Source organism: Lentisalinibacter orientalis (assembly GCF_040706535.1).
GTDB classification, from domain to species: domain Bacteria; phylum Pseudomonadota; class Gammaproteobacteria; order Steroidobacterales; family Woeseiaceae; genus Lentisalinibacter; species Lentisalinibacter orientalis.
Window position 1 is genome coordinate 691,946 of the sequence record NZ_JAPDRJ010000001.1, and the last position, 24,181, is coordinate 716,126.

24 protein-coding genes are annotated in these 24,181 nt (G+C 69.0%); 10 read left to right on the forward strand and 14 right to left on the reverse strand.

Translation table 11 applies throughout. From position 1 onward, the window contains the following. Positions 1 to 17 precede the first annotated feature (17 nt). The 5 genes from ACJMK0_RS03035 (at position 18) to ACJMK0_RS03055 (ending at position 3,314) form a co-directional block, all read left to right on the forward strand. Positions 18 to 653 carry a DUF1254 domain-containing protein gene (locus tag ACJMK0_RS03035; protein WP_405235376.1) on the forward strand — a complete coding sequence of 212 codons (636 nt, stop codon included), beginning with the start codon at positions 18 to 20 and terminating at the stop codon, positions 651 to 653. Then, positions 646 to 1,194, forward strand: a complete 549-nt coding sequence (locus tag ACJMK0_RS03040; protein WP_405235378.1) for an NUDIX domain-containing protein — start codon at positions 646 to 648, stop codon at positions 1,192 to 1,194. Before ACJMK0_RS03035 ends, ACJMK0_RS03040 begins: the two co-directional genes overlap by 8 nt. Further along, the gene (locus ACJMK0_RS03045) at positions 1,191 to 1,814 is read left to right on the forward strand and encodes a class I SAM-dependent methyltransferase (RefSeq protein ID WP_405235380.1); all 624 of its coding nucleotides are present in this window, start codon (positions 1,191 to 1,193) and stop codon (positions 1,812 to 1,814) included. Before ACJMK0_RS03040 ends, ACJMK0_RS03045 begins: the two co-directional genes overlap by 4 nt. A 76-nt stretch (positions 1,815 to 1,890) precedes the next feature. Further along, positions 1,891 to 2,781: a Kazal-type serine protease inhibitor family protein gene (locus ACJMK0_RS03050; RefSeq protein WP_405235382.1), complete on the forward strand. Its 891-nt coding sequence runs from the start codon at positions 1,891 to 1,893 to the stop codon at positions 2,779 to 2,781. A 5-nt stretch (positions 2,782 to 2,786) separates the two neighbouring features. Beyond that, on the forward strand, positions 2,787 to 3,314 hold the full coding sequence (locus tag ACJMK0_RS03055) for a GNAT family N-acetyltransferase (protein ID WP_405235384.1): 528 nt from the start codon (positions 2,787 to 2,789) through the stop codon (positions 3,312 to 3,314). Positions 3,315 to 3,327: 13 nt separating this feature from the next. Here ACJMK0_RS03055 and ACJMK0_RS03060 read toward each other — a convergent pair whose 3' ends face one another. From ACJMK0_RS03060 to dtd, 5 genes are all read right to left on the reverse strand, one after another. Continuing rightward, positions 3,328 to 5,757: an ATP-binding protein gene (locus ACJMK0_RS03060; RefSeq protein WP_405235386.1), complete on the reverse strand. Its 2,430-nt coding sequence runs from the start codon at positions 5,755 to 5,757 to the stop codon at positions 3,328 to 3,330. A 4-nt stretch (positions 5,758 to 5,761) separates the two neighbouring features. Then, the gene (gene tatC, locus ACJMK0_RS03065) at positions 5,762 to 6,565 is read right to left on the reverse strand and encodes a twin-arginine translocase subunit TatC (protein ID WP_405235388.1); all 804 of its coding nucleotides are present in this window, start codon (positions 6,563 to 6,565) and stop codon (positions 5,762 to 5,764) included. Further along, positions 6,562 to 7,083, reverse strand: a complete 522-nt coding sequence (gene tatB / locus ACJMK0_RS03070) for a Sec-independent protein translocase protein TatB (protein WP_405235390.1) — start codon at positions 7,081 to 7,083, stop codon at positions 6,562 to 6,564. Before tatB ends, tatC begins: the two co-directional genes overlap by 4 nt. Before the next feature lie 15 nt (positions 7,084 to 7,098). Then, entirely contained in the window at positions 7,099 to 7,359 is a 261-nt protein-coding gene (tatA, locus tag ACJMK0_RS03075) for a Sec-independent protein translocase subunit TatA (protein ID WP_405235392.1), read from the reverse strand. Between the two features lie 138 nt (positions 7,360 to 7,497). Next, on the reverse strand, positions 7,498 to 7,935 hold the full coding sequence (dtd, locus tag ACJMK0_RS03080) for a D-aminoacyl-tRNA deacylase (RefSeq protein ID WP_405235394.1): 438 nt from the start codon (positions 7,933 to 7,935) through the stop codon (positions 7,498 to 7,500). Positions 7,936 to 8,320: 385 nt separating this feature from the next. Between dtd and ACJMK0_RS03085 the strand changes: the two genes are divergently transcribed. Next, a complete protein-coding gene (locus ACJMK0_RS03085; RefSeq protein ID WP_405235396.1) occupies positions 8,321 to 9,436 on the forward strand; it encodes a TRAP transporter substrate-binding protein in 1,116 nt (371 codons plus the stop codon). A 189-nt stretch (positions 9,437 to 9,625) separates the two neighbouring features. Here ACJMK0_RS03085 and ACJMK0_RS03090 read toward each other — a convergent pair whose 3' ends face one another. Genes ACJMK0_RS03090 through uvrD form a run of 6 tightly spaced genes read right to left on the reverse strand, consistent with a single transcriptional unit; the run spans position 9,626 to position 17,004 of the window. Further along, a complete protein-coding gene (locus ACJMK0_RS03090; protein ID WP_405235398.1) occupies positions 9,626 to 10,999 on the reverse strand; it encodes a TRAP transporter large permease in 1,374 nt (457 codons plus the stop codon). Between the two features lie 3 nt (positions 11,000 to 11,002). After that, positions 11,003 to 11,581, reverse strand: a complete 579-nt coding sequence (locus tag ACJMK0_RS03095) for a TRAP transporter small permease subunit (protein ID WP_405235400.1) — start codon at positions 11,579 to 11,581, stop codon at positions 11,003 to 11,005. Continuing rightward, entirely contained in the window at positions 11,574 to 11,909 is a 336-nt protein-coding gene (locus ACJMK0_RS03100; RefSeq protein ID WP_405235402.1) for a tetratricopeptide repeat protein, read from the reverse strand. Before ACJMK0_RS03100 ends, ACJMK0_RS03095 begins: the two co-directional genes overlap by 8 nt. Continuing rightward, the gene (locus ACJMK0_RS03105) at positions 11,909 to 13,360 is read right to left on the reverse strand and encodes a TrkH family potassium uptake protein (protein ID WP_405235403.1); all 1,452 of its coding nucleotides are present in this window, start codon (positions 13,358 to 13,360) and stop codon (positions 11,909 to 11,911) included. Before ACJMK0_RS03105 ends, ACJMK0_RS03100 begins: the two co-directional genes overlap by 1 nt. A gap of 52 nt (positions 13,361 to 13,412) precedes the next feature. Beyond that, a complete protein-coding gene (gene trkA, locus ACJMK0_RS03110; protein ID WP_405235405.1) occupies positions 13,413 to 14,789 on the reverse strand; it encodes a Trk system potassium transporter TrkA in 1,377 nt (458 codons plus the stop codon). Between the two features lie 37 nt (positions 14,790 to 14,826). Then, positions 14,827 to 17,004: a DNA helicase II gene (gene uvrD, locus ACJMK0_RS03115; RefSeq protein ID WP_405235407.1), complete on the reverse strand. Its 2,178-nt coding sequence runs from the start codon at positions 17,002 to 17,004 to the stop codon at positions 14,827 to 14,829. A 202-nt stretch (positions 17,005 to 17,206) separates the two neighbouring features. On the opposite strand from uvrD, the gene ACJMK0_RS03120 reads away from it, so the two are divergent. The 4 genes from ACJMK0_RS03120 to ACJMK0_RS03135 are packed head-to-tail and all read left to right on the forward strand — an operon-like array spanning position 17,207 to position 21,879. Continuing rightward, positions 17,207 to 18,391, forward strand: coding sequence for an FAD-dependent oxidoreductase (locus tag ACJMK0_RS03120; protein WP_405235409.1), 1,185 nt, complete (start codon positions 17,207 to 17,209; stop codon positions 18,389 to 18,391). Further along, the gene (locus tag ACJMK0_RS03125) at positions 18,388 to 19,119 is read left to right on the forward strand and encodes a maleate cis-trans isomerase family protein (RefSeq protein WP_405235411.1); all 732 of its coding nucleotides are present in this window, start codon (positions 18,388 to 18,390) and stop codon (positions 19,117 to 19,119) included. The genes ACJMK0_RS03120 and ACJMK0_RS03125 overlap by 4 nt, the downstream gene beginning before the upstream one ends. 54 nt (positions 19,120 to 19,173) lie before the next feature. Beyond that, positions 19,174 to 20,625: an aldehyde dehydrogenase gene (locus ACJMK0_RS03130; protein ID WP_405235413.1), complete on the forward strand. Its 1,452-nt coding sequence runs from the start codon at positions 19,174 to 19,176 to the stop codon at positions 20,623 to 20,625. Between the two features lie 18 nt (positions 20,626 to 20,643). Beyond that, positions 20,644 to 21,879, forward strand: coding sequence for an MFS transporter (locus ACJMK0_RS03135; RefSeq protein WP_405235415.1), 1,236 nt, complete (start codon positions 20,644 to 20,646; stop codon positions 21,877 to 21,879). 7 nt (positions 21,880 to 21,886) lie between these two features. Here ACJMK0_RS03135 and ACJMK0_RS03140 read toward each other — a convergent pair whose 3' ends face one another. The 3 genes from ACJMK0_RS03140 to ACJMK0_RS03150 all read right to left on the reverse strand — a co-directional run bounded on the left by ACJMK0_RS03140 (position 21,887) and on the right by ACJMK0_RS03150 (position 24,180). Continuing rightward, a complete protein-coding gene (locus ACJMK0_RS03140) occupies positions 21,887 to 22,972 on the reverse strand; it encodes a mechanosensitive ion channel domain-containing protein (RefSeq protein ID WP_405235417.1) in 1,086 nt (361 codons plus the stop codon). A gap of 64 nt (positions 22,973 to 23,036) precedes the next feature. Further along, positions 23,037 to 23,318, reverse strand: a complete 282-nt coding sequence (locus tag ACJMK0_RS03145) for a DUF4404 family protein (RefSeq protein ID WP_405235419.1) — start codon at positions 23,316 to 23,318, stop codon at positions 23,037 to 23,039. Between the two features lie 70 nt (positions 23,319 to 23,388). After that, positions 23,389 to 24,180: a CPBP family intramembrane glutamic endopeptidase gene (locus tag ACJMK0_RS03150; RefSeq protein WP_405235421.1), complete on the reverse strand. Its 792-nt coding sequence runs from the start codon at positions 24,178 to 24,180 to the stop codon at positions 23,389 to 23,391. Position 24,181: the final 1 nt, after the last annotated feature.

Consider the following 24,181-nt stretch of genomic DNA (forward strand, 5'->3'; position numbering starts at 1 on the left):
ACCAATTGCGAAACCGATTGCGAAACCGATTGCGCGGCCGGCTGCCCGGCGGTCTGCCGGGCTGGCTGCTCGGCGTCGCGCTGATCGCCGCGCTCACCCACCTGGCGGCCGTCCATGCCTATCCGCGCCTCCTGATGCGGGGCGCATGGGAGGCCATCTCCCTGTCCGCCGACGACGCCGGCCTGGTGCACGCGCCGCGGCCCGACGCCACCTCCCGGACCGTGGTGCGCCCCAGTCCGGATCTCATCTACTCCGTCTGCCTGTACGACCTGGCGGCGGGCCCCTGGTCGATCCGGCTGGAGGTGCCGGACAGCTATGTGTCAGTCTCTCTCTACGCCATGAACACCGACAATTTCTTCACTGTCAACGACCGCCAGGCGCCGGGCGGCTCCATCGAACTCCTGATCGTCTCCGGCCCCGTGGACGAGTACGAGGCCGCCACGGGAGGCCGGCCGCTGGTGGTCCGGGCCCCCGACGAGCGGGGCATGGCGCTGGTGCGCTATTTCGCGGGCAGCGGCGCCAATGCCGCGGCCATCGAGGCGGCGCGCCGTACCATCGCCTGCGGTCCCGCCGCGTCCCGGGCCGAGATGGCGCCGTCGGACCGGGCCCGGCGCACGGGTGACTGGCCCGGCGAGGGAGACGACGATGCGTGACTACCGCTACTGCCCCCGCTGCGCCACGCCGCTGGCGGAGGAGGAACGGGGCGGCAGCCTGCGCGGGGTGTGTCCCGCCGAGGGTTGCGGCTTCGTGCACTGGAACAACCCGGCGCCGGTGGTGGCGGCCATCGTGGAGCGCGACGACCATGTCATCCTCGTACGCAGTCACGGCTGGCCGGAGAAATGGTTCGGGCTGGTCACCGGCTTCCTCGAACACGGCGAGATGCCCGAAGAGGCGGTGCTGCGCGAGGTGCGCGAGGAGACCGGTCTCTCGGCCGAGCTCGGGGGTTACGTGGGCATGTACCCTTTCTATCGCATGAACCAGCTCATCATCGCCTACCACGTGCTCGCCGGTCCCGGCGAGATACGCCTGGACGAGAGCGAGCTGGCCGACTGGCGGGAGGTGCCGGTGGAAAAGGTCCGGCCCTGGCCGCGCGGCACCGGTACCGCGCTCAGGGACTGGCTGGCCAGCCGGGGCTACGAGCGGGATTACGTCCCGCTGCCCGGACGGGAATCCGACCTGGAGCGCGGGCAGTGAGCTTCTACGAGCACTATGTCCTGCCCCATGCGCTGAATCTGGCGTGCGGCTTCAAGGCGATCCGGCGCCAGCGGTCGAAGGTGGTGCCGGCGGCGCAGGGCCGGGTGCTCGAGATCGGCTTCGGCAGCGGCCTCAACGTGCCCTACTACGACTTCGACAAGGTCACCAGGATCTGGGCGCTGGAGCCCTCCGAGGGCATGCGCCGCCTCGCCCGCAAGCGCCTGAATCCGGTGCGTACCGAGTTCGAGTTCATCGATCTGCCCGGCGAGGAGATTCCGCTGGAGGACGCCAGCGTGGACACGGTGCTCTGCACGTTCACGCTCTGCACCATCCCCGATACCACGGCCGCGCTGGCCGGCATGCGCCGCGTGCTGAAGCCCGGCGGGCGGCTGCTGTTCTGCGAGCACGGGCGGGCGCCGGACGAGAAGGTCCGCCGCTGGCAGGACCGCCTCAACCGGCCCTGGAGCCGCATCGCCGGCGGCTGTCAGCTGAACCGGGACATACCCGCTCTGATCCGCGAGGCCGGCTTCCGCATGGAGGAAGAGGACAGCATGTACGTGCCCGGCGGGCCGAAGATGCTGTCCTGGCAGTGGTGGGGCAGCGCCCGCCCCGACCGTTGAACCGGGCCGCGGCCCGCTTGTCCAAACTCCGTCACAGGGCCGGCCGGCCGCCGGCGCTATAATCCGGGACCTTCCATTGACCGACTCCGTGACCGATCCCATGACGATGAGCCGACCGCGCAAGCCGATCCTGGCAGCACTGCTGCTGTGCGCCGTGCTCCCGCTCGGGTCGATGGCGCAGGACGCGGGCCAGGCGGAGCAGCCGCCCCCGGAGTCGTCAGCCGGCGACGCTGATGCGGCCGCGCCGGCGCGCGCTGCGGACGTGGTCTGCCCCCGGGACTACGATCCGGTCTGCGCGCCGGACGGCAAGACCTACACCAACGCCTGCATGGCGCAGGCGGCCGGCCATGCCACCGCGGTGGCCGGCGTGTGCGACGAGCAGAAGTCCTGTCCCGACCGCTTCCGGCCCGTGTGCGGCGCCGACGGGAATACCTACAGCAACGACTGCTACGCGCAGCGGGCGGGCGTCGAGGTGGTGAGCTACGGTATCTGCGAAGAGCCGGAGTGCCCCGACGTCTACGAGCCGGTGTGCGGCATGAACGGACGCACCTTCCGTAACCGCTGCCGGGCGGACCTGGCCCGCGTCGCCGTCCAGCGCGAGGGTATCTGCGACGTGACCAACTGCCCGGACGTGTACGCGCCGGTGTGCGGCGAGGACGGCCGCACCTATGCCAACGCCTGTGTGGCGGAGGCCGAGTCCGTGCGCATCGTCGAGCTGAATGCCTGCGACACCCGGCCCTGCCCCGGCATGTTCGTGCCGGTGTGCGGCGCCGACGGAGTGACCTACGGCAATGCCTGCGAGGCCGAGCGTGCCGGCGCCCGCATCGAGATGCCCGGCACGTGCAGCGGCCTCAATTGCCCGCCCACCTACCAGCCGGTCTGCGGCATGGACGGGCGCACCTACGACAACCAGTGCCTGCTGGAATCGGCCGGGGTCGAACTGGCCTACGCCGGGGAGTGCCTCTGACCGCCATGGGCGAGCTCACGCTCAGACGACGGCTGTCCGACTGGCTCGTGCGCCGCCGGCGGCGCTCCGACCTGGCCTTCGAGGCGGTGGAGAACCCGGATGCCTCCGCCGTGGAGGCGGTACGCCGCGGCCTCGCCGCCTGGAACGACTCGCAGATCGGACCTACCGCCCACGTGCCCGTGGGGGTGTTCGTGCGCGATCCCACCGGGCGCGTGCGCGGCGGGGCCACCGGCTACATCGGCTGGGGCTGGCTTTACGTCGAGCGTCTGTGGGTGGACGAGGAGTTCCGCGGCCGTCACGTCGGCACCGAACTGATGATGCGGCTGGAGCGCCTCGCGCTGGACCGCGACGTCAATCGCTTCCAGGTGGGCACCACCAGCTTCCAGGCGCTCGGCTTCTACCGGAAGATGGGCTACGAGGTCTTCGCCGAGCTGCCCGACCATCCGCCCGGCCACACCGACTACTTCCTGAAGAAATACGTCGCGCTCTCCGGCGCGGCCGAGGACGAGGAAACGGAGCGACCGGACGGCTGATCCGCGGCCGCGGTTATCGCGCCTGGACGGCAAGCGGTGCCAGCCGGCCGTCGGGCTTGCGGCGGTGGGGCACCCAGAGCAAGCCGACGAAGCGCACCCGGATGTTACTCGCCGCGGCCCGTACGGGAATCTCCTCGAGTTCCGCTTCCTGTGCGTCGAAGGCGGTATCGAGCTGCGCCACTTCCTGCTCCATCTGCGCATTCAGCTCGGCGAGTTCGGTCTCGACCCGAGCGACGGTTTCTTCTGCGCGGGCGACGTCGCCTGCCTCCTTGCCCATGCCGCCGGCCGTCTTCACGGCGGTACCGATCTTACCTGCCGTGGTGGTCGACAGCCGCTTTCTGCCGAGTACGGCGCCGAGGATGGCCGTGCCCACCGAGATCACGGTATCGATGCGCTTCTTCGCCACCTGCTGGCTCTCGCGCTCCAGCGTCTGCCTGGCCCGCAGCAACCGGTTCTCCAGCGTGTTCACCTTCGAGGCGTAGCGTTTGCGAAGTTGCGCCACCGCCTGGTCGCGCTTCTCGCTGGCGGCCTGCTGCAACCGGATGCGGAAATCCGCCTCGCTCTCGGCCGGCTCGGACGTCAGTTTGAGGTGCCGGTTGCGATACAGGACGACCGGCTGCTCGTTGCGTATCCAGCGCTTCAGGTCGCGCTCCCAGCCGGCATAGCTGCCCGCCGCCGCCAGCGCGTCTCCGAGCGGGGCGTAGGCAGTGCCGGGCAGACCCCGGGTCTCGAGTTCGTCGGCATCGAACGGCAGCTGCTGCGCCTCGTTCCAGTCCAGTGCCACCGCCCCGTCCCCGGCCTCCGTCGCAAGCAGGTAACGGCGTTCCTCGTCCACGCCGTACCGGGCGCTGGTGTAGGCCGCTGCCGCCGCGCCGATCACCCTGGCGCGGTAGACGATGTCGCCGGGGTTCTCCGCCCCGGCCGGCAGCCAGTACTGCTGCACGGCGGGCGGCAGTACCGGCGGCGCCGATGCCACGTCGCCCAGCATCGACGCGGATCCGGCGTCGTCGGGTGCTGCGGCCTCCGCCGGCGCCGGCCGGCGGCCCTCCATCAGGCGCCGGATCTGGTCCCGGGTGAGCGGCCCGGGCAGGTAGGACATGACCCAGCGGGTGTTGAAGACCACCGGCGCGTCCTCGTGCACGTTGTGCAGCAGGAAACGTCGCTTGCCCAGCCCCGCGATGGTCTGCTCCATGCGGCCGCGGTCGAACTCCACGCCGGCGGCCGCGCCCTCGAGGCCCTCCATCACGCGGGCCTTGTCGCGCTCGGTCTGCAGGCGGCCGATGAACCAGGTGCCCGTGTTGGACAGGCCCTTGTAGTCGAGGTCCACCGGGTTCTGGGTGGAGAGCACCAGCCCCAGGCCGTAGGCGCGGGCCTGCTTCAGCAGGGTCAGCAGCAGCGGCTTCGACGGCGGGTTCGCCACCGGCGGCATGTAGCCGAATATCTCGTCCATGTAGAGGATGGCGCGCAGGCTGGCGGTGCCGGGCTGGGCGCGCATCCAGGCGATGAGTTCGTTCAGCAGCATGCTCACGAAGAACATACGCTCCGGCTCCGACAGATGGGCGATCGACATGACCGACACCCGCGGCTTGCCGCTCTCCGTGTAGAGCAGTCGGCCGGCGCTGAGCGGCTCGCCCTCCATCCAGGCCTCGAAACCGGGTGCGGCCAGCAGGCTGTTCAGCTGCATGGCCAGTTCGAAGCGTTCCTTCGGCGGGTAGAAGGAGTCGAGCGACATCACGCCGATGCGCGTGATGGGCGGATTCTGGATCAGTCCGATCAGCGTGGCGACGTCCAGGTCCCGGCCCTCGCTCCAGTAGTGGTCGAGCAGGTTGGAGACGAGGATGTGCTCCCGGCTGGTCACCGGATCGGCGTCGATGCCGAGCAGCGACAACACGCTGGTGGCGGTCGCCTGCACCCGCTCCCGGTAGAGATCCCGATCCTCGCGGAATGCCGCGTCGGGCGCGGCGAATGAGCGCAGCACCGAGACCGGCAGGCCCGCGGTGGAGCCCGGCGTGTAGACGGCCATGTCGGTGCGCTCGCGCAGCGCACGTATGCGTTCGCCGTCCTGGCCCCAGTCCGCCAGCCCCTTCTTCCACAGCGCCGCCTGGTCGGCGGCGAACTGGCGCACGGTGCGGCCCTGGTTCACCGCTTCCGAGGGATTCACCCAGGGCTCGAAATCGTCGGCGGCGAGTTCCGGAAAGGTCAGCAGCAGGTTGCCGAGATCGCCCTTCGGATCGATGGCGATCACCGGCACGTGGTCCATGGCGGCTTCCTCGATGATGCCGATGCCGAGGCCGGTCTTGCCGCTGCCGGTCATGCCGATGATCACGGCGTGGGTGGTGAGGTCCTTCGAATCGTAGAGGACCAGCTCGTCGCCGAGCTTGCCGGTGGTCTCGTCGACCGCCTTGCCTACGTAGAACGCACCGAGTTTCTCGAAATCCTGCATCGCATCAGCCCTCGCCTCCGGTATCCGGTTCGGTATCTTCCTCGCGGCTGCGGCGTTTCACCAGCACCTTCGACATGAAGATCCCCGCCTCGTACAGAAGGTACACCGGGATCGCCAGCAGCGTCTGGCTGATCATGTCGGGCGGGGTCAGCAGCATACCCAGCACGAAGGCACCCAGGAACACGTACGCCCGGGCCTTGCCCAGGGTCTCCGGCGTGGTGAAGCCGGCCCACACCAGCAGCACGGTGGCCACCGGCACCTCGAAGGCGAGGCCGAAGGCGAAGAAGATCGCGATGATGAAGCTGAGATACGCCTCGATGTCGGTCATCACCGCCACGTCGGCCGGTGCCACGCTGGTGAAGAAGCCGAACATCAGCGGGAACACCACGTAGTAGGCGAAGGCGATGCCGAGATAAAACAGCAGGATGCTCGAGGCGAGCAACGGCACCGCCATCTTCTTCTCGCGCTTGTAGAGGCCGGGCGCGATGAAGGCCCAGGCCTGATACAGCACCACCGGCATGGCCAGGAACAGCGCGACGAAGAAAGAGAGCTTGAAAGGCGAGAAGAACGGGGAGGCGACGCCGGTGGCGATCATGCTGTTGCCCTCGGGGAGGGCCTGCACGAGGGGTGTGGCCACCAGCGTGAAGATGCGGGCCGCGAACGGCGCCAGGATCAGGAAGATGACGAGGACGGCGATCGTGGCCTTCAGCAACCGGGATCGCAGCTCGACGAGATGGGAGAGCAGCGTCGCTTCCTCCAGCCGCTCCTCGTCCTTTTGTTCCGGGGTGCGCTCTTCGCCCGTGGTCATGACGACGCCGTGGTCTTGTGGCTGTCTGCGCCGTCCTCCGCGCCGTGGTCGCCGGGCTCGCTACCGGCGGGGTGCGCGCGTTGTTCATCGGGCTGGTCACCGCTCTCGCCGGCCGTCGTCGGCTCGCCGGCCGGTGCCTCTTCAGCCTCGGGCGGCGGCGGTGCCGCCGGGTCCGGCACCGGGCGTTCCCGGTCCTGGTGCTCGGCATCGGCGTGGCCGGTCTCGCCGAAACCGGACTCGTCGTCCTCGCCTTCCTCGTAGTTCAGGTCGGTGGGTTTCGGCTTGGGCTTCGCGGCCGGCTTGTCCATGAGGGAGGACAGCGGCTGGTTGACCGTCTCCCGCACCTTTGAGAACTCGAGTTCCTCCTCGATCTGGCGCTTCAGCATGCGGGTCATGCGCCGGGCCTGCCCCACCCAGCTGCCGAGCTTGTTCGCCACCTGCGGCAGCTTCTCGGGCCCCAGCACCAGGAGCCCGATGATGAACAGCAGGATGAGTTCGGAAAAACCGACGTCGAACACGGCGAGCGCGCAGGGTCAGGACTGACCGGTCTTCGAACCGGACTGGCTCTCCGTCGTGCGGGTCTCGTTGTGAGTCCCGAAGTCCGCGTCCTTCTCCTCGCTGTTCGGGAGGTTCTTCTGCTCGGGCTCCTTGTCGGCATCGTCCATCGCGCTGCGGAAGCCCTTCACGGCCTCGCCCACGTCGGAACCCATGTTGCGCAGCTTCTTCGTGCCGAAGATCGCGATGACGATCAGCAGCACGATGAGGAGCTGCCAGATACTGATGTTCCCTAACATTGCCTAGTCACCCCACAGGCGGTCCTGTGTACGGATTGTGAATGTGCGGCGGCCACGGGGCCACCTCCGAGTGGTGGATGATACGTCAATTCGGCAACAGGAAATGTGCGCAGGTTCCCCGATGCCGGAGGCTGCCGTTCAGGTCTCCAGCCAGAAGGTCACGGGGCCCCAGTTGACCAGCGATACCCGCATGTCGGCGCCGAATTCCCCGGTGGCGACGGCACCGTGGGCGGCCCGCGCCCGGGCCACCAGCGCGTCGAACAGGCGCCGGCCCTCCTCGGGCGGCGCCGCCCCCGTGAAGCTCGCCCGGGTGCCCTTGCGCGTATTGGCGGCCAGAGTGAACTGGGGCACGAGCAGCAGCGCCCCGCCGGTGTCGGCCAGCGAACGGTTCATGCGACCCTCGGCATCCGGGAACACCCGGTAACCCAGCAGGCGCTCGGCCAGGCGGGCGGCGTCCCGCTCGTCGTCGCCACGGCGCACTCCTATGAGGACGGCGAGCCCCTCCCCGATGCTCGCCACCTCGCGCCCGTCCACATGGACGGCGGCTTCCGTGACCCTCTGCAGCAGACCGATCATGTCCGGCTTCTTCCCGCGGTTATCCAGATAATGGCGATGCTGCCTGCCGGTGCTGCTGGCAGTCTACCCCGGTCACCGGCACCCCGCCCTGCGGGCACGCCACCGACCTGCCACGGGGGAGGAGGACCGCCGCGGCCGCCGCCCACAGGGACGTGGACGGCGGACGCGGCCCTCCTTTCCCACCAGTTCTCCCACTAAAATCCGAAAATACGGCCTATAAAATAATAAGAGTTCCACATAATTTATTTAAACAACAATGTGGGATTTTTTGTTCACCTGGCAATCAGATCCAGATAAGAGTGGTAAATGCCGGCCCGGCATACCGAATGTTGGCGGTCGGCCCCGCCCGGACTACACTCCCCGGAACATCAGCGGGGTTATCGGCATGAAGAGAAGGGATTTCGTTACCGGCATCGGCGCCGGGGCACTCACCGCGGGTCTGGCAGGCTGCGCCGGCGAACAGTCGGCCGCGCCCGGCGCGGAGTGCGCGGACGGCCCTGTCCGGACCTGGAAGATGGTGACGACCTGGCCGCCCAACTTCCCGGGCCTGGGTCGAGGGGCCGCCAACGTGGCGCGGCGCATCGAGGAGGTCTCGGGCGGCCGCATCAAGGTGCACGTCTATGCCGCCGGTGAGCTGGTGCCCCCCTTCGAGGTGTTCGATGCCGTCTCCCAGGGTACGGCCGAGCTCGGCCACGGCGCCGCCTATTACTGGAAGGGCAAGGTCGAGGCAGGCCAGTTCTTCACCGCTATCCCGTTCGGTCTGAACTCCCACGAGATGAACGGGTGGTTGTTCTATGGCGGCGGCATGGACCTGTGGCGGGAGACCTATGCCCCGTTCAACCTCGTGCCCCACGCCGCGGGCAACACCGGCGTGCAGATGGGCGGCTGGTTCAACAAGCCCATCGAGACCGTCGCCGATCTCGAGGGCCTGAAGATGCGCATCCCCGGCCTTGGCGGCGAGGTATTGCGCCGGGCCGGCGGCACGCCGGTCAGCCTGCCCGGCGGCGAGATCTTCACCGCACTGCAGACCGGCAACATCGACGCCACGGAATGGGTCGGCCCGTACAACGACGTCGCCTTCGGCCTGAACAAGGCGGCCCGCTATTACTACTACCCCGGCTGGCACGAGCCCGGCCCGACCCTCGAGTGCATCGTCAACAAGGACGCCTGGGACAGCCTGCCGCCGGACCTGCAGGCGGTCATCGCCGTGGCCAGCCAGTCCGTGAACAACGACATGCGCGCGGAGTTCGCCTACCGGGACGCCGAGGCGCTGCAGACCATCCTCGACGACCCGGACATCGAGGTGCGCCGCTTCCCCCAGCCGGTGCTGGAGCGCCTGAAGGAAATCACGCGGGAACTCCTCGACGAGATGAGCGCCCGCGACCCGCTGATCGCCAGGATCCGCGCGTCCCAGGAGGCCTTCCTCGAGCACTCCGCCGTGTTCCAGGGCATCACCGAACGCGCCTACCTGGAGGCCCGCGACGGCCCGGTAGATCTGTAGGAGGGCCTTCAGGCCCGATTCCTTCTTTTTTGGCCGCCCTGCGGGGGTATCCATCTTGCTCCCGACAAAAGGTCGCGGCGATGGATACCCCCGCAACCCGTGTCCGCCCGATGGCGTGCCAACATCAAGAGAAGGTGATACCGGCCAGCAAGAGTCGGATCGGGCCTGAAGGCCCTCCTACGCGTCTTGTCAGCCGTAGATGCGGTCGGGCAGCCAGGTGACCAGTTCCGGCCACAGCGCCAGCACGCCCAGGGTGGCGAGCTGGATGATCACGAACGGGATCACGCCCCGGTAGATCTGGCCGGTGCGCACCTCGGGTGGGGCCACGCCGCGCAGGTAGAACAGCGCGAAGCCGAACGGCGGCGTCAGGAACGAGGTCTGCAGGTTGATCGCGATCATCACGCCGAGCCATACCGGGTCCAGGCCCATGGCCAGCAGTACGGGCCCGACGATGGGCACCACGACGAAGGTGATCTCGATGAAGTCCAGCACGAAGCCCAGCAGGAACATCACCAGCATCACCACGACGACCGCACCGAAGACGCCCCCCGGCAGGCCGCCGAGGATTTCCGCTACGGCGTCGTCGCCGCCGTAGCCGCGGAACACCACCGAGAACACCGAGGCGCCGATCAGGATCAGGAACACCATGCTGCTCACCCGCACGGTGCCTTCCATGATCTCGCGCAGCCGTGGCAGGTCCAGCTGGCGGCGGCCGAGTGCGAGCAGCATGGCGCCCATCGCGCCCACCGCCGCGGCCTCGGTGGGCGTGGCGATGCCCGCCAGGATGGAGCCGAGCACGGCCAGGATCAGCCCGAGCGGCGGCAGCAGCGCCCGGAATATCCGGCCTCCCAGGTGTTCGCCGCCGCCCTCCACCTCGTCGGGCGCCGGCATGGATTCCGGCCGCAGCAGTGCGGTCGCCGCCACGTAGGCGACGTACAGTGCCACCAGCAGCAGCCCCGGCACGAGCGCGCCGGCGAACAGGTCGCCTACCGATACGGTCTCCGGCGAGAAGATGCCCTGTTCCAGCTGCGCTTCCTGATACGCGGACGACAGCACGTCGCCGAGCAGCACCAGGATGATGGACGGCGGGATGATCTGGCCGAGCGTGCCGGAGGCGCAGATGGTGCCGCAGGCCACCGACGGCGAGTAGCCCCGCTTCAGCATGGTCGGCAGGGAGAGCAGCCCCATGGTCACCACCGTCGCGCCCACGATGCCCGTGCTGGCCGCCAGCAGCATGCCGACGAGGGTGACCGAGATGCCGAGCCCCCCGCGTAGCCGGCCGAACAGCGCCGACAGCGTGTCGAGCAGTTCCTCGGCGATGCGGGCGCGCTCCAGCGTGATGCCCATGAACACGAACAGCGGCACCGCCACCAGGGTCTCGTTGCCCATGATGCCGTAGAGCCGGTTCGGGATGCTGGACAGGAAGGCCGCGTCGAAGACGCCGGCTGCAGCGCCGATGCCGGCGAAGAGGAGCGCGGTGCCGCCCAGGGTGAACGCCACCGGGAATCCGGCCAGCAGCACCAGGATCACGGCGAGGAAGAGCAGCGCAGACATCCACTCCATCGCTCAGCCCCGTATGTCTTCGCTGTCGCCGTCCACGGCCGGCACCCGATAGCCGCGGGACAGGGTCAGCGCGGAGCGCAGCAACAGGGCGACCGCCTGCAGGGCCACCGCCGCCGGCATCACCAGCAGGCAGCTCTTCAGCAGCGGTGTCCAGGGATACGGCAGACCGCCGGCCTCACGGGACGACTCGCGGATGCGCCAGGACGTCTCGACGTAGTCCCACGACTGCCACAGGAAGAACACCATGAGCGGCAGCAGGAGCAGCAGCACGCCGGCGATATCCACCATCGCCTTGCCCCGCCCGGACAGGCCCCGGTAGAACACGTCCACGCGCACGTGCTGGTCCTGCTCGAGCGTGTAGGCCGCACCCAGCATGAACACGGCCGCGTGCATCCAGGTGATGCTCTCCTGCAGCCAGATGAAGCCGGCGTCGAAGACATAGCGCAGCACCACGACCAGGAACGTCACCAGCACCATCACCAGCGTGAGCCAGGAGACCGCGCGGCCGGTCGCCGCGCTCACCCGGTCGAGCGCGCGGCCCAGAGTCGCCAGGGTGGCAACGGTCGCCGCCCGGTCACTCATCCGCGCCGCCCGCCTTCTCGATGCGGCGCAGGAAGACCTGCATCTCCTTCGCCGCCTGCTTGTCGCCCCGCTCCTCGGCCACGGCGATACCGCGCCGGTAGGCGGCCGCCGCCGCCCCGGCGTCGCCGGTATCGGTGAGCGCCCGGCCCAGCAGCTTCCAGGCGGCGGAATAGCCGGGGTCGAGCGCCACCGCCCGCTCGAGATGGGGCACGGCCTCCGCCGGTTCGGCGGCGGCCAGCCACTCGTTGCCCAGGGAATAACGCAGCAGCGCGTCCTCCCGACCGCTGTCGAGCAGCTTCTGCAATGCCTGCAGCCGATCGCCCGCCATCAGCGCCTCCAGAATATCGGCGTCACCAGCACGAGCAGGGTGAATATCTCCAGCCGCCCCATCACCATCGCGAGGATCGCCACCCACTTGCCCAGCGTGGGCACCGTCATGAAGCCGCTGGCCACGTCGCCCAGCCCGGGGCCGAGATTATTCAGCACCGCCGCCACCGCCGAGAAAGCCGTTACCTGGTCCAGTCCCGTGGAGAGCATCAGCATCATCATCACGGCGAACACGACGACGTACACCGAGAAGAAGCCCCACACCGCCTCGATCACCCGGGCCTGCACCGCTCTCGGCCCGAGCTTCACCGGGATCTCGGCACTGGGATGCACCAGCCGCGCGATCTCGCGCACACCCTGCTTGTAGATGAGCAGCCAGCGGATCACCTTCATGCCGCCGGCCGTGGAGCCGGCGCAGCCGCCGACGAAGCTCGCGAAGATCAGCAGCACCGGCAGGGCACCGGGCCAGGCCGAATAGTTGGCGGTGGTGAACCCGGTGGTGGTCGCGATGGAGACCGCCTGGAACAGTCCGTGTTCCGCGGCCTGCAGCGGGCTCTCGTAGGTGCCCCGCAGCGCGAGCACCACGACGATAGTCGCCACCAGCATCATCAGGATGAACGAGTAGGCCCGGAACTCCGGGTCCTTGAAGTAGTGCGCGACGCTGCTGTAGCGCCAGGCGAAGAAATGCAGCGAGAAGTTGATGCCGGCCAGGAACATGAACACCACGGCAATGAGGTTGATCGTGGTGGACTGGAAATGCCCGATGCTGAGATCGTGGGTGGAGAAGCCGCCGATCGCCACCGTGCTGAAGCTGTGGCACAGCGCGTCGAACACGCTCATGCCGGCTGCCCAGTAGGAAGCCGCGCAGATGATGGTGAAGCCGAGGTACAGATACCACAGCGCCTTCGCGGTCTCGGTGATGCGCGGCGTGAGCTTGGTGTCCTTGATCGGGCCCGGCGTCTCGGCCCGGTAGAGCTGCATGCCGCCGACGCCGAGCATGGGCAGGATGGCCACCGCCAGCACGATGATGCCCATGCCGCCGAGCCACTGCAGCTGCTGGCGGTACCACAGGATCGAGCGCGGCAGGGCGTCGAGCCCGGTCAGCACAGTCGCGCCGGTGGTCGTCAGCCCGGACATGGATTCGAACACGGCGTCCGTGAACGACATCGTGGGCACGTCGGAGAAATACAGCGGCGCGGCGCCGAACGTGCCAAGCACCAGCCAGAAAGAAGCCACCACCAGGAAGCCGTCCCGCAGCCTGAGGTCGGCCCGGGCGTCGCGGACCGGCAGCCAGAGGAAGAAGCCCGCTGCCAGGTTGAGGAGAAAACCCTCGACGAACGCCAGCCAGCCACCGTCGCCGTAGATCAGCGAGACGACCACCGGCGGCAGCATCGTCACGCTGAACATCATCAGCAGCAGGCCGAGGATGCGCTGGACGACGACCCGGTTCATCGCTCCGCCGATCCCCGCCGCTGGCTGTGACTCGCAGAGACGGCCATACCGGTCAGACGAAGGAGACGCCGACCTGGAATAATTCCTCCACTTCCTCGATGCGGCGCCGGTCCGTCATGAAGAGAATCACGTGGTCGTCGGCCTGCACTTCGGTGTCGTGATGGGCGAAGATCACCTGGTCGTCCCGAACCAGCGCGGCGATGGTCGTGCCGCGCGGTATCGGGATGTCCTCGATCTTGCGGCCCACCACCTTCGAGTTCTCCGGCGAGCCGTGTGCGACGGCCTCGATGGCCTCGGCGGCGCCGCGGCGCATCGAATGCACCTTCACCACGTCGCCGCGGCGTACGTGTGCCAGCAGCGAGCCGATGGTGACCTGCTGGGGCGAGATGGCGATGTCGATGGTGCCGGCCTCCACCAGTTCGGCGTAGGAGGGCCGGTTGATGAGCGCCATCACCTTGTGCGCGCCCAGCCGCTTGGCCAGCATCGCCGACAGGATGTTCGCCTCCTCCGCATTGGTGAGCGCGCAGAAGACGTCGGTGGAGTCGATGTTCTCCTCGAGCAGCAGCTCCTCGTCGGCAGCGTCGCCCACCAGCACGATGGCCTTGGCCAGCTGCTCGGAGATGCGCCGCGCCCGCTCCGGGTTGCGTTCGATGATCTTCACCTGGTTGGTCTGCTCCAGCGCCATGGCGAGACGGAAACCGATGTTGCCGCCGCCGGCGATGACCACCCGGCGGATGGGGTCGTCCAGCTTGCGCATCTCGCTCATGAAAACGCGGATGTCCTTGCGCGCCGCCAGGAAGAAGACCTCGTCGCCCTCGCGGATCACCGTGTCGCCGTCCGGCATGACGCTCTGGCCGTCCCGGTAGATGGCCGCGATGCGGGCCTCCGTGTTCGGGATGTGCTCCTTCATGTTCTTCAGCTGCTGGCCCACCAGCAGCCCGTCCCGGTCGGCCCTGGCGCCCACCAGCCGCACCCGGCCGTCGGCGAACTCCAGCACCTGCAGCGCGCCCGGATAGAGGATGAGCTGCTCCACGTATTCGCAGACCAGCTGCTCCGGGCTGATCAGAACGTCCACCGGCAGGGACTCCTGGCTGAACAGCTTCTTCGCGTTCATGTATTCCGCCGCGCGGATGCGGGCGATCTTGGTCGGCGTGTGATACAGGGTGTAGGCGATCTGACAGGCGATCATGTTGGTCTCGTCGCTGTCAGTGAGCGCGATGAGGATGTCGGCGTCGCTCGCGCCGGCCCGGGTGAGCACGTCCGGATACGCGGCATGGCCCACGACGGTGCGGATGTCGAGGCGGTCCTGCAGCTCGCGCAGCACTTCCGGGCTGCGGTCGACGACCGTGACCTCGTTGGCCTCCTCCCGGGAGAGGTGATAGGCAGCCGAGGATCCGACCTGCCCTGCGCCGAGTATGAGTATCTTCATGTTCTTGCCGGCTTTCGGCCCGCGACCGGGAGCCAGTTTACATCAGTTCCAGATTGGCATAGGTGAGCACCAGCCACTTGGTGCCGGCACCCTCGAAGTTCACCTGCACCCGGGCATGGGCGCCCTGGCCCTCGCAGTTCAGCACCACGCCTTCGCCGAACTTGCCGTGGCGCACGCGCTGGCCGAGCCGGATGCCGTCCTCACCGCCCGAGGGCTCGCGGCCGGCCCGGGACGGGCGCCGCGCCGGCGAGACCACCGGCCGGCTGATCTGCGCCCGCGGCCGGATCTCCTCCACCAGCTCGGTCGGGATCTCGGCGATGAAGCGCGACGGCAGCGAGAAACTGTCGGTGCCGTGCAGGCGCCGCTGCTCGGCGTAGGTGATGTAGAGCTGGCGCATCGCCCGGGTGGTGCCGACGTAGCACAGGCGCCGCTCCTCCTCGAGTCCGCCCGGGTCGTTGATGGAGCGCTGGTGGGGGAACAGGCCGTCCTCCATGCCGCAGAGGAAGACCAGCGGGAATTCCAGGCCCTTCGCGGAGTGCAGCGTCATCAGCTGGACGCAGTCCTCCCAGGCATCCGCCTGGCCCTCGCCCGCCTCCAGCGCCGCGTGGGCCAGGAAGGCGTCCAGCGGCGGCATGTCGGTGTCGCTCTGCTCCGGGTCGAAGCCCCGGGCGGCGCTCACCAGTTCCTCCAGGTTCTCCACCCGGGTGATGGCGCGCTCGCTCTTCTCCTTGCGGAAGTGCTCCACCAGCCCGCTGGCGCCGATGACGTGGTCCACCCGCTCGTGCAGGTCCAGGCCCTTCGTGTCCCGGTCCAGCACCTCGATGAGATTCAGGAAGGCGCGGATGGCGTTGGCGGCGCGCGCGTTCACGCCGTCGTCGCTGGCGAGTGCGCCCGCCGCGCGCCACAGCGAGCAGGCGTTGGCCCGGGCGTAGGAGCGCATGGCCTCCACGCTGCGCGCCCCGATGCCCCGCGTGGGCGTGTTCACCACTCGCTCGAAGGAGGCGTCGTCGTCCCGGTTGGCGATGAGCCGCAGGTAGGCGAGCGCGTCCTTGATCTCGGCACGCTCGAAGAAGCGCAGGCCGCCGTACACCCGGTACGGGATGCGCGCGTTCACGAGGCCCTCTTCGAGCACCCGGGACTGGGCGTTGGAGCGGTACAGAATGGCGGCGTCCGCGCGGGCGTTGCCCTGGGCCACCCAGTCGCGGATGCGGTTCACGACGAAGTCGCTCTCGTCGCGCTCGTTGAACGCGGCGTAGATGCGGATGGGCTCGCCCTCGCCGCCCTCGGTCCACAGGTTCTTGCCCATGCGCCCGTCGTTGTTGGCGATGATGGCGTTGGCGGCCTCCAGAATCGTGCCGGTCGAGCGGTAGTTCTGCTCGAGCTTCACCACCTTCGCGCCGGGGAAGTCCTTCTGGAAGCGCTGGATGTGCTCCACCCGGGCGCCGCGCCAGCGGTAGATGGACTGGTCGTCGTCGCCCACCACGAAGGGGATGCCGCTCGAGCCGGCCAGCATCCTCAGCCAGGCGTACTGGATGGCGTTGGTGTCCTGGAACTCGTCCACCAGCAGGTGGCGGAAGCGGCGCTGGTAATGGGCCAGCAGCTCGGGGTCGTTGCGCCAGAGCTCATGCGCCCGCAGCAGCAGCTCGGCGAAATCCACGAGGCCGGCGCGGTCGCACTGCTCCTGGTAGGCCCGGTAGAGCTCGATCATGCGGCGCCGGTTCGGGTCGCCGCCGTCGTCCAGGTGGTCGGGTCTCAGGCCCTCGTCCTTCTGGTTGTTGATGAACCACTGCACCTCCTTCGGCACCCAGCGGGACTCGTCCAGCTCCATGCCGCGCAGCATGCGCTTGATCAGCCGCTGCTGGTCGTCGGCGTCGATGATCTGGAACGACTGCGGCAGGCCGGCCTCGCGCCAGTGGCGGCGCAGCAGCCGGTGGGCGAGGCCGTGGAAGGTGCCGATCCAAAGATGCTGCGCCGGCATGTCCAGCAGGCTCTCGATGCGGCTGCGCATCTCGTTGGCGGCCTTGTTGGTGAAGGTCACCGCGAGCAGGCTCTGGGGCGCGACGCCGCCCACGCGGATCAGCCACGCGGCGCGGTGCACCAGCACGCGGGTCTTGCCGCTGCCGGCGCCGGCGATCACCAGCACGGGTTCGTCGGGTGCGGTGACCGCTTCCCGCTGAGCGTCGTTCAACGGATCGATGATGGGCGTGACGTCCATGGACTCGCGTGGGTCTGAGTGAGCAGGCATGCACCCGGATGGCGGGTGCCGGGACCCGGAGTATACCGGACGGGGCGGCGGCGGGGGTCACCGCCGCCGCCCCCAACGTCGGGAGACGTTCTGCTCCCCTCGGCGGATGACCGGCAGTCGGGCAGGCGCTAGTATTCGTCGTCGAAGGGGGCGGGCCGGGGGGTCCCATGAATTGACCAACCATCAGGTGATCATCGCCGGCGCCGGACCGGTGGGTCTCTCGGCCGCCATGGCGTTGTCCAGGGCGGGTGTCCGTTGCCTCGTGCTGGAGGCCGCGGACGACATCGATATGCGGATGCGCGCCTCCACCTTCCACCCGCCCACCCTGGACATGCTGCAGGCGCTCGGCGTGGCCGAGACGCTTGTGGCCGAGGGGCTGAAGGCACCGGTCTGGCAGATGCGCCAGCACGAGAGCGGCCGCACCGTGAACTTCGATCTCGGCGTTCTGCAGGGCGATACCGCCCACCCCTTCCGGCTGCAATGCGAGCAGCATCGCCTGTGCCGCATCCTTCTGGCGGAACTCCGGCAGTCGGACCTTGCCGAAGTGCGCTTCTCCACGCCGGTGCAGCAGGTCGCGCAGGATGCCGGCGGCGTGACGGTGCACACCGCCGACGGCGTGCAGCGCACGGCCGACTGGCTCATCGGCGCGGACGGCGCCGGCAGCCGCGTGCGCGAGTGCCTGGGGCTCGAGTACGAGGGCCGGACCTACGAGCACGCCTCGGTGCTGGTGACCACGGATTTCCCCTTCCACAATTACCTGGAGGGTCTGGCCAACGTCGCCTACTGCTGGAGCGGCGCGGGCCCCTTCAGTCTGCTGCGGCTGCCCGGCTGCTGGCGGGTGAGCCTCTACCCCGACGCGGGTGACGACCTCGCCGCGCTGCAGGCGAGCGACCGGCTCCGCCCGGCGCTGGCGCGTATCCACCCGGATGCGGCCGATGCCCGCCTGCTGGCGGTGAACCCCTACCGCGTGCACGAACGCTGTGTGCCCGAGTTCCGCCGCGGCCGGGTGCTGCTGGCCGGCGATTCCGCCCACCTGAACGCGCCCAGCGGCGGCATGGGCATGAACGGCGGCATCCATGACGCCATGAACCTGGTCGAGAAACTGCTGCGGGTGCTGCACGGCGGGCCCGATGCGCTGCTGGAGCGCTACTCCCGGCAGCGCCGCCACATGGCCGCGGGCGCCATCATCCCCCAGGCTGCCGACAACCGCGCCCGCATGCAGACCCGCGACCCTGCCGAGCAGGAGGAGCGGCTGGCACAATTCGAGGAAATCGCGAAAGATGAGTCCCGTTGCCGGCAGTTTCTGCTGCGCAGCTCCATGATCACCGGCCTGAGAGAAGCGGAGACCATCGCGTGAAGCAGTCGATCATGCCGACGCTGCACTTCGGCGTCGCCACGCCCCAGGCCAACCCGACGGTCGAGGCCGAGTTCCGGCACCTGCTCACCGGCCGGCACCTGCCGGTCACGACCCGCCTCACCAGCCGGGCCCGGGACCCGGCCGAGCGGCTGCGCGAATACTTCGGGCAGATCGGCCCGGCCATCGAGAGCTTCGACAGCCTGCCGCTGGCGGCCTTCGCCTTCGCGTGCACCGGCTCCACCTATCTCACCGGTGCCGAGGCGGAGGACGCCGCCGTCCAGCGCCTGACGGACCACTTCGGCCTCCCCGTGGTGACGGCCACGGCTGCCATCCGGGCGGAGCTCGCGCTGCGGGGGGCGCGCCGGCTGGCCGTCTTCGCACCTTATCCGGCCTCGTTGTGCGCCGCGGCCAGGCGCTACTGGCAGGCGGCGGGCTTTGAGGTGGTGCGTCTGCAGCGCCTGGAGATCGGCAGCGAGGACACCCGCTCCATCTACGATCTGACGCCGGCGGCGGTAGCCGGCGCGCTGGCGGATTTTGCTGCACCCGAGGCCGACGTCGTTCTGCTGAGCGGCACCGGCATGCCGAGCCTGGATGCCATCCTGTCCGCGAAGGACGGGCCGCCGATGATCTCGAGCAATCTCTGTCTTGCCGCGCAGCTGCTGCGGCGCACGGGGGAGTGGCCGGGCGACGGCGCGGCCGACGCCGGGCGGATGATGGCAGAGGGCTGACCTATGGCATGGCCGCTACCCGACGAAATCGTTAGCATAATCAACGGCTCAGCGGTGTTGCCGGCGGCCGCGGCGACGCGTCTGCCCGTGCTGAACCCGGCCACGGAGATGCGCATCGCCCGCCTTGTGGAGGCCGACCGGGCAGAGGTGGATGCCGCGGTGCGCGCCGCCCGCACCGCCTTCGACACCGGCCCCTGGCCGCGCATGCCGCTGGATGAACGCAAGGCCGTCATGCTGCAGGCCCGCAGGTTGCTGCTGGAAAATGCTGCGGAACTGGCCTGGCTGGAGTGCAGCAATGCCGGCCTGCCGATGCGCGACGTCCGCGACCGCCACATCCCGCGCCTGGCGCGGAACTTCGAGTACTTCGCCGAACTGGTGAGCACCGAGGCCGGCGAACTGTACGAGCAGACCCCGGGTTTCGTGACCACGGTGGGCCGGGAGCCGGCCGGTGTCGCCGCGCTGCTGGCGCCGTGGAATGCGCCCCTCGCGCTCGCATCCATGAAAATCGCCGCGGCCATCGCGGCGGGTAATGCCTGCGTGCTGAAGCCCTCGGAGCATACGGCGCTGTCCCTGCCGCGGCTGGTGGAACTGTTGCACGAGGCGGGTCTGCCACCGGGGGTCGTCAACCTGGTCAACGGCCGCGGCGCGGTGACCGGCGCAGCCCTGGCGGCTCACCCCGGCGTGGACCGGATCGCCTTCACGGGCGGGACGGAGACCGGCCGCCGGATCATGGCCGCCGCCGCGCCGAACCTGACCCCGGTGATGCTGGAACTGGGCGGCAAGTCCGCCAACATCGTCTTCGCCGACGCCGACCTGGACCGGGCGCTGGACGGGGCCCTGATCGGCATCTTCTCCAACAACGGCCAGCAGTGCCTGGCCGGCTCCCGCATCCTGGTGCAGCGCTCCGTGGCCGACGCGTTCATGGGACGCTTCGTGGAGCGGGCCCGCAACCTGCGGGTCGGCGATCCCATGGACCCGGCCACCGAGATCGGCCCGCTGGCCTACGAGGCGCATTTCCGGCGCGTGCTCGGCTATGCCGATATCGCCCGGTCCGAGGGGGCGCAGCTCCTCATCGGCGGGGAGCGGCTGGGCGCCGACGGCGAGGGCTTCTATCTGCAGCCGACGGCGGTGCTCGCGGACCCCGCGAGCCGGGTGGCCCGGGAGGAGATCTTCGGCCCGTTCGCCACCTTCCACGTGTTCGATACCGAGGACGAGGCGGTACGCATCGCCAACGACTCGCCCTACGGCCTGGTGGCCTACGTGTGGACCCGGGACATCGGCACCGCGTTCCGGGTGCGCGACGGCCTGCGAACGGGTACCGTCTGGATCAATACGCCGCTCATGCGGGAGATCCGGGCGCCGTTTGGCGGCTGCAAGGACTCCGGTCTGGGCCGTTCCGGCGGCCGCGAGGGCCTGGCTTTCTACACCGAGACCAAGGTGACCACCATCGCAGTGGAGCCGCCGCCGCTGCCGCGGCTGGGCGGCGGCGGGGACGAGACGGACTAGAACAAGAAAGGGGAAGCCATGGCCGTGCGCTGGCGGATCGCCATCATGCTGGCGGTCATCACGACCATCAACTACGTCGACCGGCTGAGTTTCGGCATGGTCATGCCCGTGGTCAGGGACGACTTCGGCATCAGCGATCAGCACTACGGCTGGCTGACCTCGGCCTTCCTCGGCGCCTATGCGCTGGGCCAGCTGCTCACCGGACCGGTCATCGACCGACTCGGCACGCGGCTGTCGTTCACGCTGGCGGCCGGCCTGTGGAGTCTGTCCACCATGCTGCATGCGCTGGGGCGCGGCGTGACGAGCTTCCTGGTGCTGCGGATCTCCCTCGGCCTCACCGAGGCCGCGAACTTCCCGGCCGCACTGAAGGCGGTGGCCCAGTGGTTCCCGGCCAGCGAGCGTTCCACCGCCGTGGGCATCTTCATGCTGGGCGCCGGCGCGGGCTCCATCATCACGCCGCCGCTGGCGGCCGGGCTGATCGAGAACTTCGGCTGGGAGTGGGCGTTCCTGGTGCCCGGCGGTATCGGCCTGGTCTGGGCCTTCTTCTGGCATCGCTGGTTCCGCCTGCCGGAGGACCACCCCCGCATCACCCCCGCCGAGCGCAATCTCATCCTCGCCGAGCGTGCCCCCCAGCAGGCCGGCGAGGGCTGGGCGGAGCTGCTGAAGCACCGGGAATTCTGGGGCCTGATGATCTCCCGCTTCGTCAGCGACGGGCCGTTCTATTTCTTCGTCTTCTGGCTGCCGCTGTACCTGGCGGACGAGCGCGGCTTCAACCTGCGCGAGATCGGCATGTTCGCCTGGATACCGTTCGTGGCGGCGGATCTGGGCGCCTGGTTCGGCGGCTGGCTGTCCAGCCGCATCATCAAGAACGGGGGCAGCATCGACTTCTCCCGCAAGTTCGTGATCTGGCTGGGTGCGCTGCTGATGCTCGGCGCCATGCCGGCTGCCACCGCCGGCTCGCCCTACGTCGCCATCGCGCTGATATCGCTGGGCATGTTCTCCATCCAGGTAAAGAGCGCGGTGTTCTTCACCCTGCCGTCGGACCTTTTCTCGGCCGGGCGGGTGGCGTCGGTGTGGGGGGCATACGGGGCCATCGGCAGCCTGGGCGCGGCGCTGTTCGCGCCCATGGCCGGCTGGCTCATCCAGAACTACTCGTACCGGCCGCTGTTCGTGGTGGTCTCGCTGCTGCCGATACTCTCGGCCGCGCTGCTGATGATCTTCGTGCCGCGGATCCGCCAGCTCTCGGCCGCGTGAGCCGGCCTCAGCCCCCCGGCTTGCGGTCTTTGTCGTCCTTGCCGCCGCCGGCTGCGTCCACGGCCTCCGTCAGCGCGGCCACCCGCCGCTCCAGCGCCTCGAGCTCACGCTGCATGGCCGGCTTCTTCTCCTCGTCGGCTTCCTTGATGGCGGCCTCGAGCGCGGTTTTCGCCGCCTGCTGCTCTTCCAGCTCCAGCCGCAGGGACTCGCGCTCGCCGGCCTCCTCGGCCTTGTCGAATATGCGGTCCTCGGGCTTCTGCTCCACCGGCGTTTTCTGCGGTGCCGACCCTCCATCCGCCTCCGGCGGGATGACCGGCACGCCTTCGCCGATGCGCCGCTGGTTCATGAACGTGGGCGAGACGATCTCGATGCCGGCGCCGTGCAGGGTGTCCAGGATCGCGCGCCTGAGATTGGAGCGCGCCGTCAGCAGGTGCTTCACCTCCGCCAGGAAGCCCGACACCCGGTAGGTGACTGAGAAGTCACCGAGCTCGCGCAGGTGCACGAACGGCTCGTCCAAACCCGATGCGGATGCCGCCTCCTTCAGCAGCGTCTCTATGCGGCTGTGGGCGACGTCGTAGCCGAGGGACAGCGAGGCCGAGATCATGGTGCCGGAGTAGTGCACGACAGTGACGGGGTTCGTGACCAGGTAGAGGTTAGGGATGGTCGTGAGGTCGCGTTCCTCCGTCTGGATCTCGGTGTGGAACAGGCCCCGCTCGGTCACGCGGCCGAACTCCTCGCCGACGCTGACGAAGTCGCCCGGGCGGAAGCTCCTCACCATGCGCAGCATCAGGCCCGCCATGGCGTTGGCCACGAAGGTGGTGGAAGACAGGGCGATGACGGCGGTGAGCACGATGCCGATCAGGCTCAGCACCTGTCCCCGCGTGCTGTCCGACATGGGCAGCAGCAGCACGACCAACAGCAGCCCCGCGGCCGTGAGCAGCAGCATGGTCAGCTGCCGGGGCAGGCGTGCCTCCGTGCCGAGGGGCTTGCGGGACAGCAGCAGCCACTGGCCCAGCGCGAGGACCATCGCCACGAAGGCGGTGGCCGCCAGCGCGGGCACGTAGTCGCCGAATGCCGCGATCAGGTCGCTCACGCTGCCGGACGCCGCTCCGCGACGGCTGCCGTCGGGCCGGTCATCCCCGCCGTCATACAGGACACTAGATGCCCAGCTTCGCCAGAGTGTCCGCTATCTCGCGCAGCACGCGATAGGTGCGCGGGTGTTCGGCCTGGAAATTGGTCGCCGTCTCGCGCACCTGGTTGCTGAGCGCGTCGCCGCTCTCGGGTTCCGCTGCGGCTTGTTCGCCCTGATCGAGCAGCCGGTGGATGTCCTCGTCCACCTGGGTCAGCAGCCTGCGCATGTCCTCGTCCAGCTGACCGGAGCCCTCGAGCTCCCGGTGCAGCGTGCGGAGTTGATCCTTCAATCGATCCTGTTCGCTCACTGGTGTATCCGTCTGTCTGCGTGCTGTCCCGATTATGCCACGAGGCTGCACCGTCCCAGCGTGCCGTCGCTCATCCGAGCAGTTTCGGGGTGGCGAAGGGCATGATCAGGTTCAGCACGGCATGGGCGATCACGCAGGCCTCGAAGCCCGCGCGGCGGAACAGCCAGCCCAGCGCGAGCCCCGCCGGGAAGATCTGCGCGAACTTTACCCACTCCGGGTCCACCCGGCCGATGTGCCCGAGTGACCACAGCGCGGACGCGAGGACGATGGCGGCCCAGTAGCCGGCCGCGCCGCGACCGAACAGCGCCGCGAAATAGTTCTGGATACCCAGGCGGAAGGTGAGCTCCTCACCCAGGGATGTGACCACCAGCGCCGTGAGGAACCAGGCCAGGGCGGCCCCCTCCGGCATCTGCCACGGTGCGATCTCGCCGCCGCCGGCCGGTCCCGGTGCCGTGACGAGGAACAGGACCGCACTCCACGCCGCGATGGCGAGTCCGCAGGCGATGCCGGCAGCCACGACGGCTGCGGCGCCGCCGCGCCTCTCGCCGTCCGTACGGGGACGTACGAGCGGCAGCGGCTTCAGCCCCAGCCGCTCGGCGGCGGCCAGCCCCACCACGGCCTCGGTCGCGGCGCGGACCACGAGTATGGCGGCGGCGACCAGGTAGAACCACACCGGTACCACCTGGTGCACCTCGGCCTCGATCAGGTACACGGCCAGGTCCGCGGCCACCAGCAGCGCCGCCGCCGCGACGCCGTAACGCAACCAGGGAGGTGCGAAGAGGCGGCGCTGCACCGCCTCGACGAGCATCGCGATCAGGATCGCGATCAGTATGACGTTGGCGGCGACGGCCAGAGCATCCATG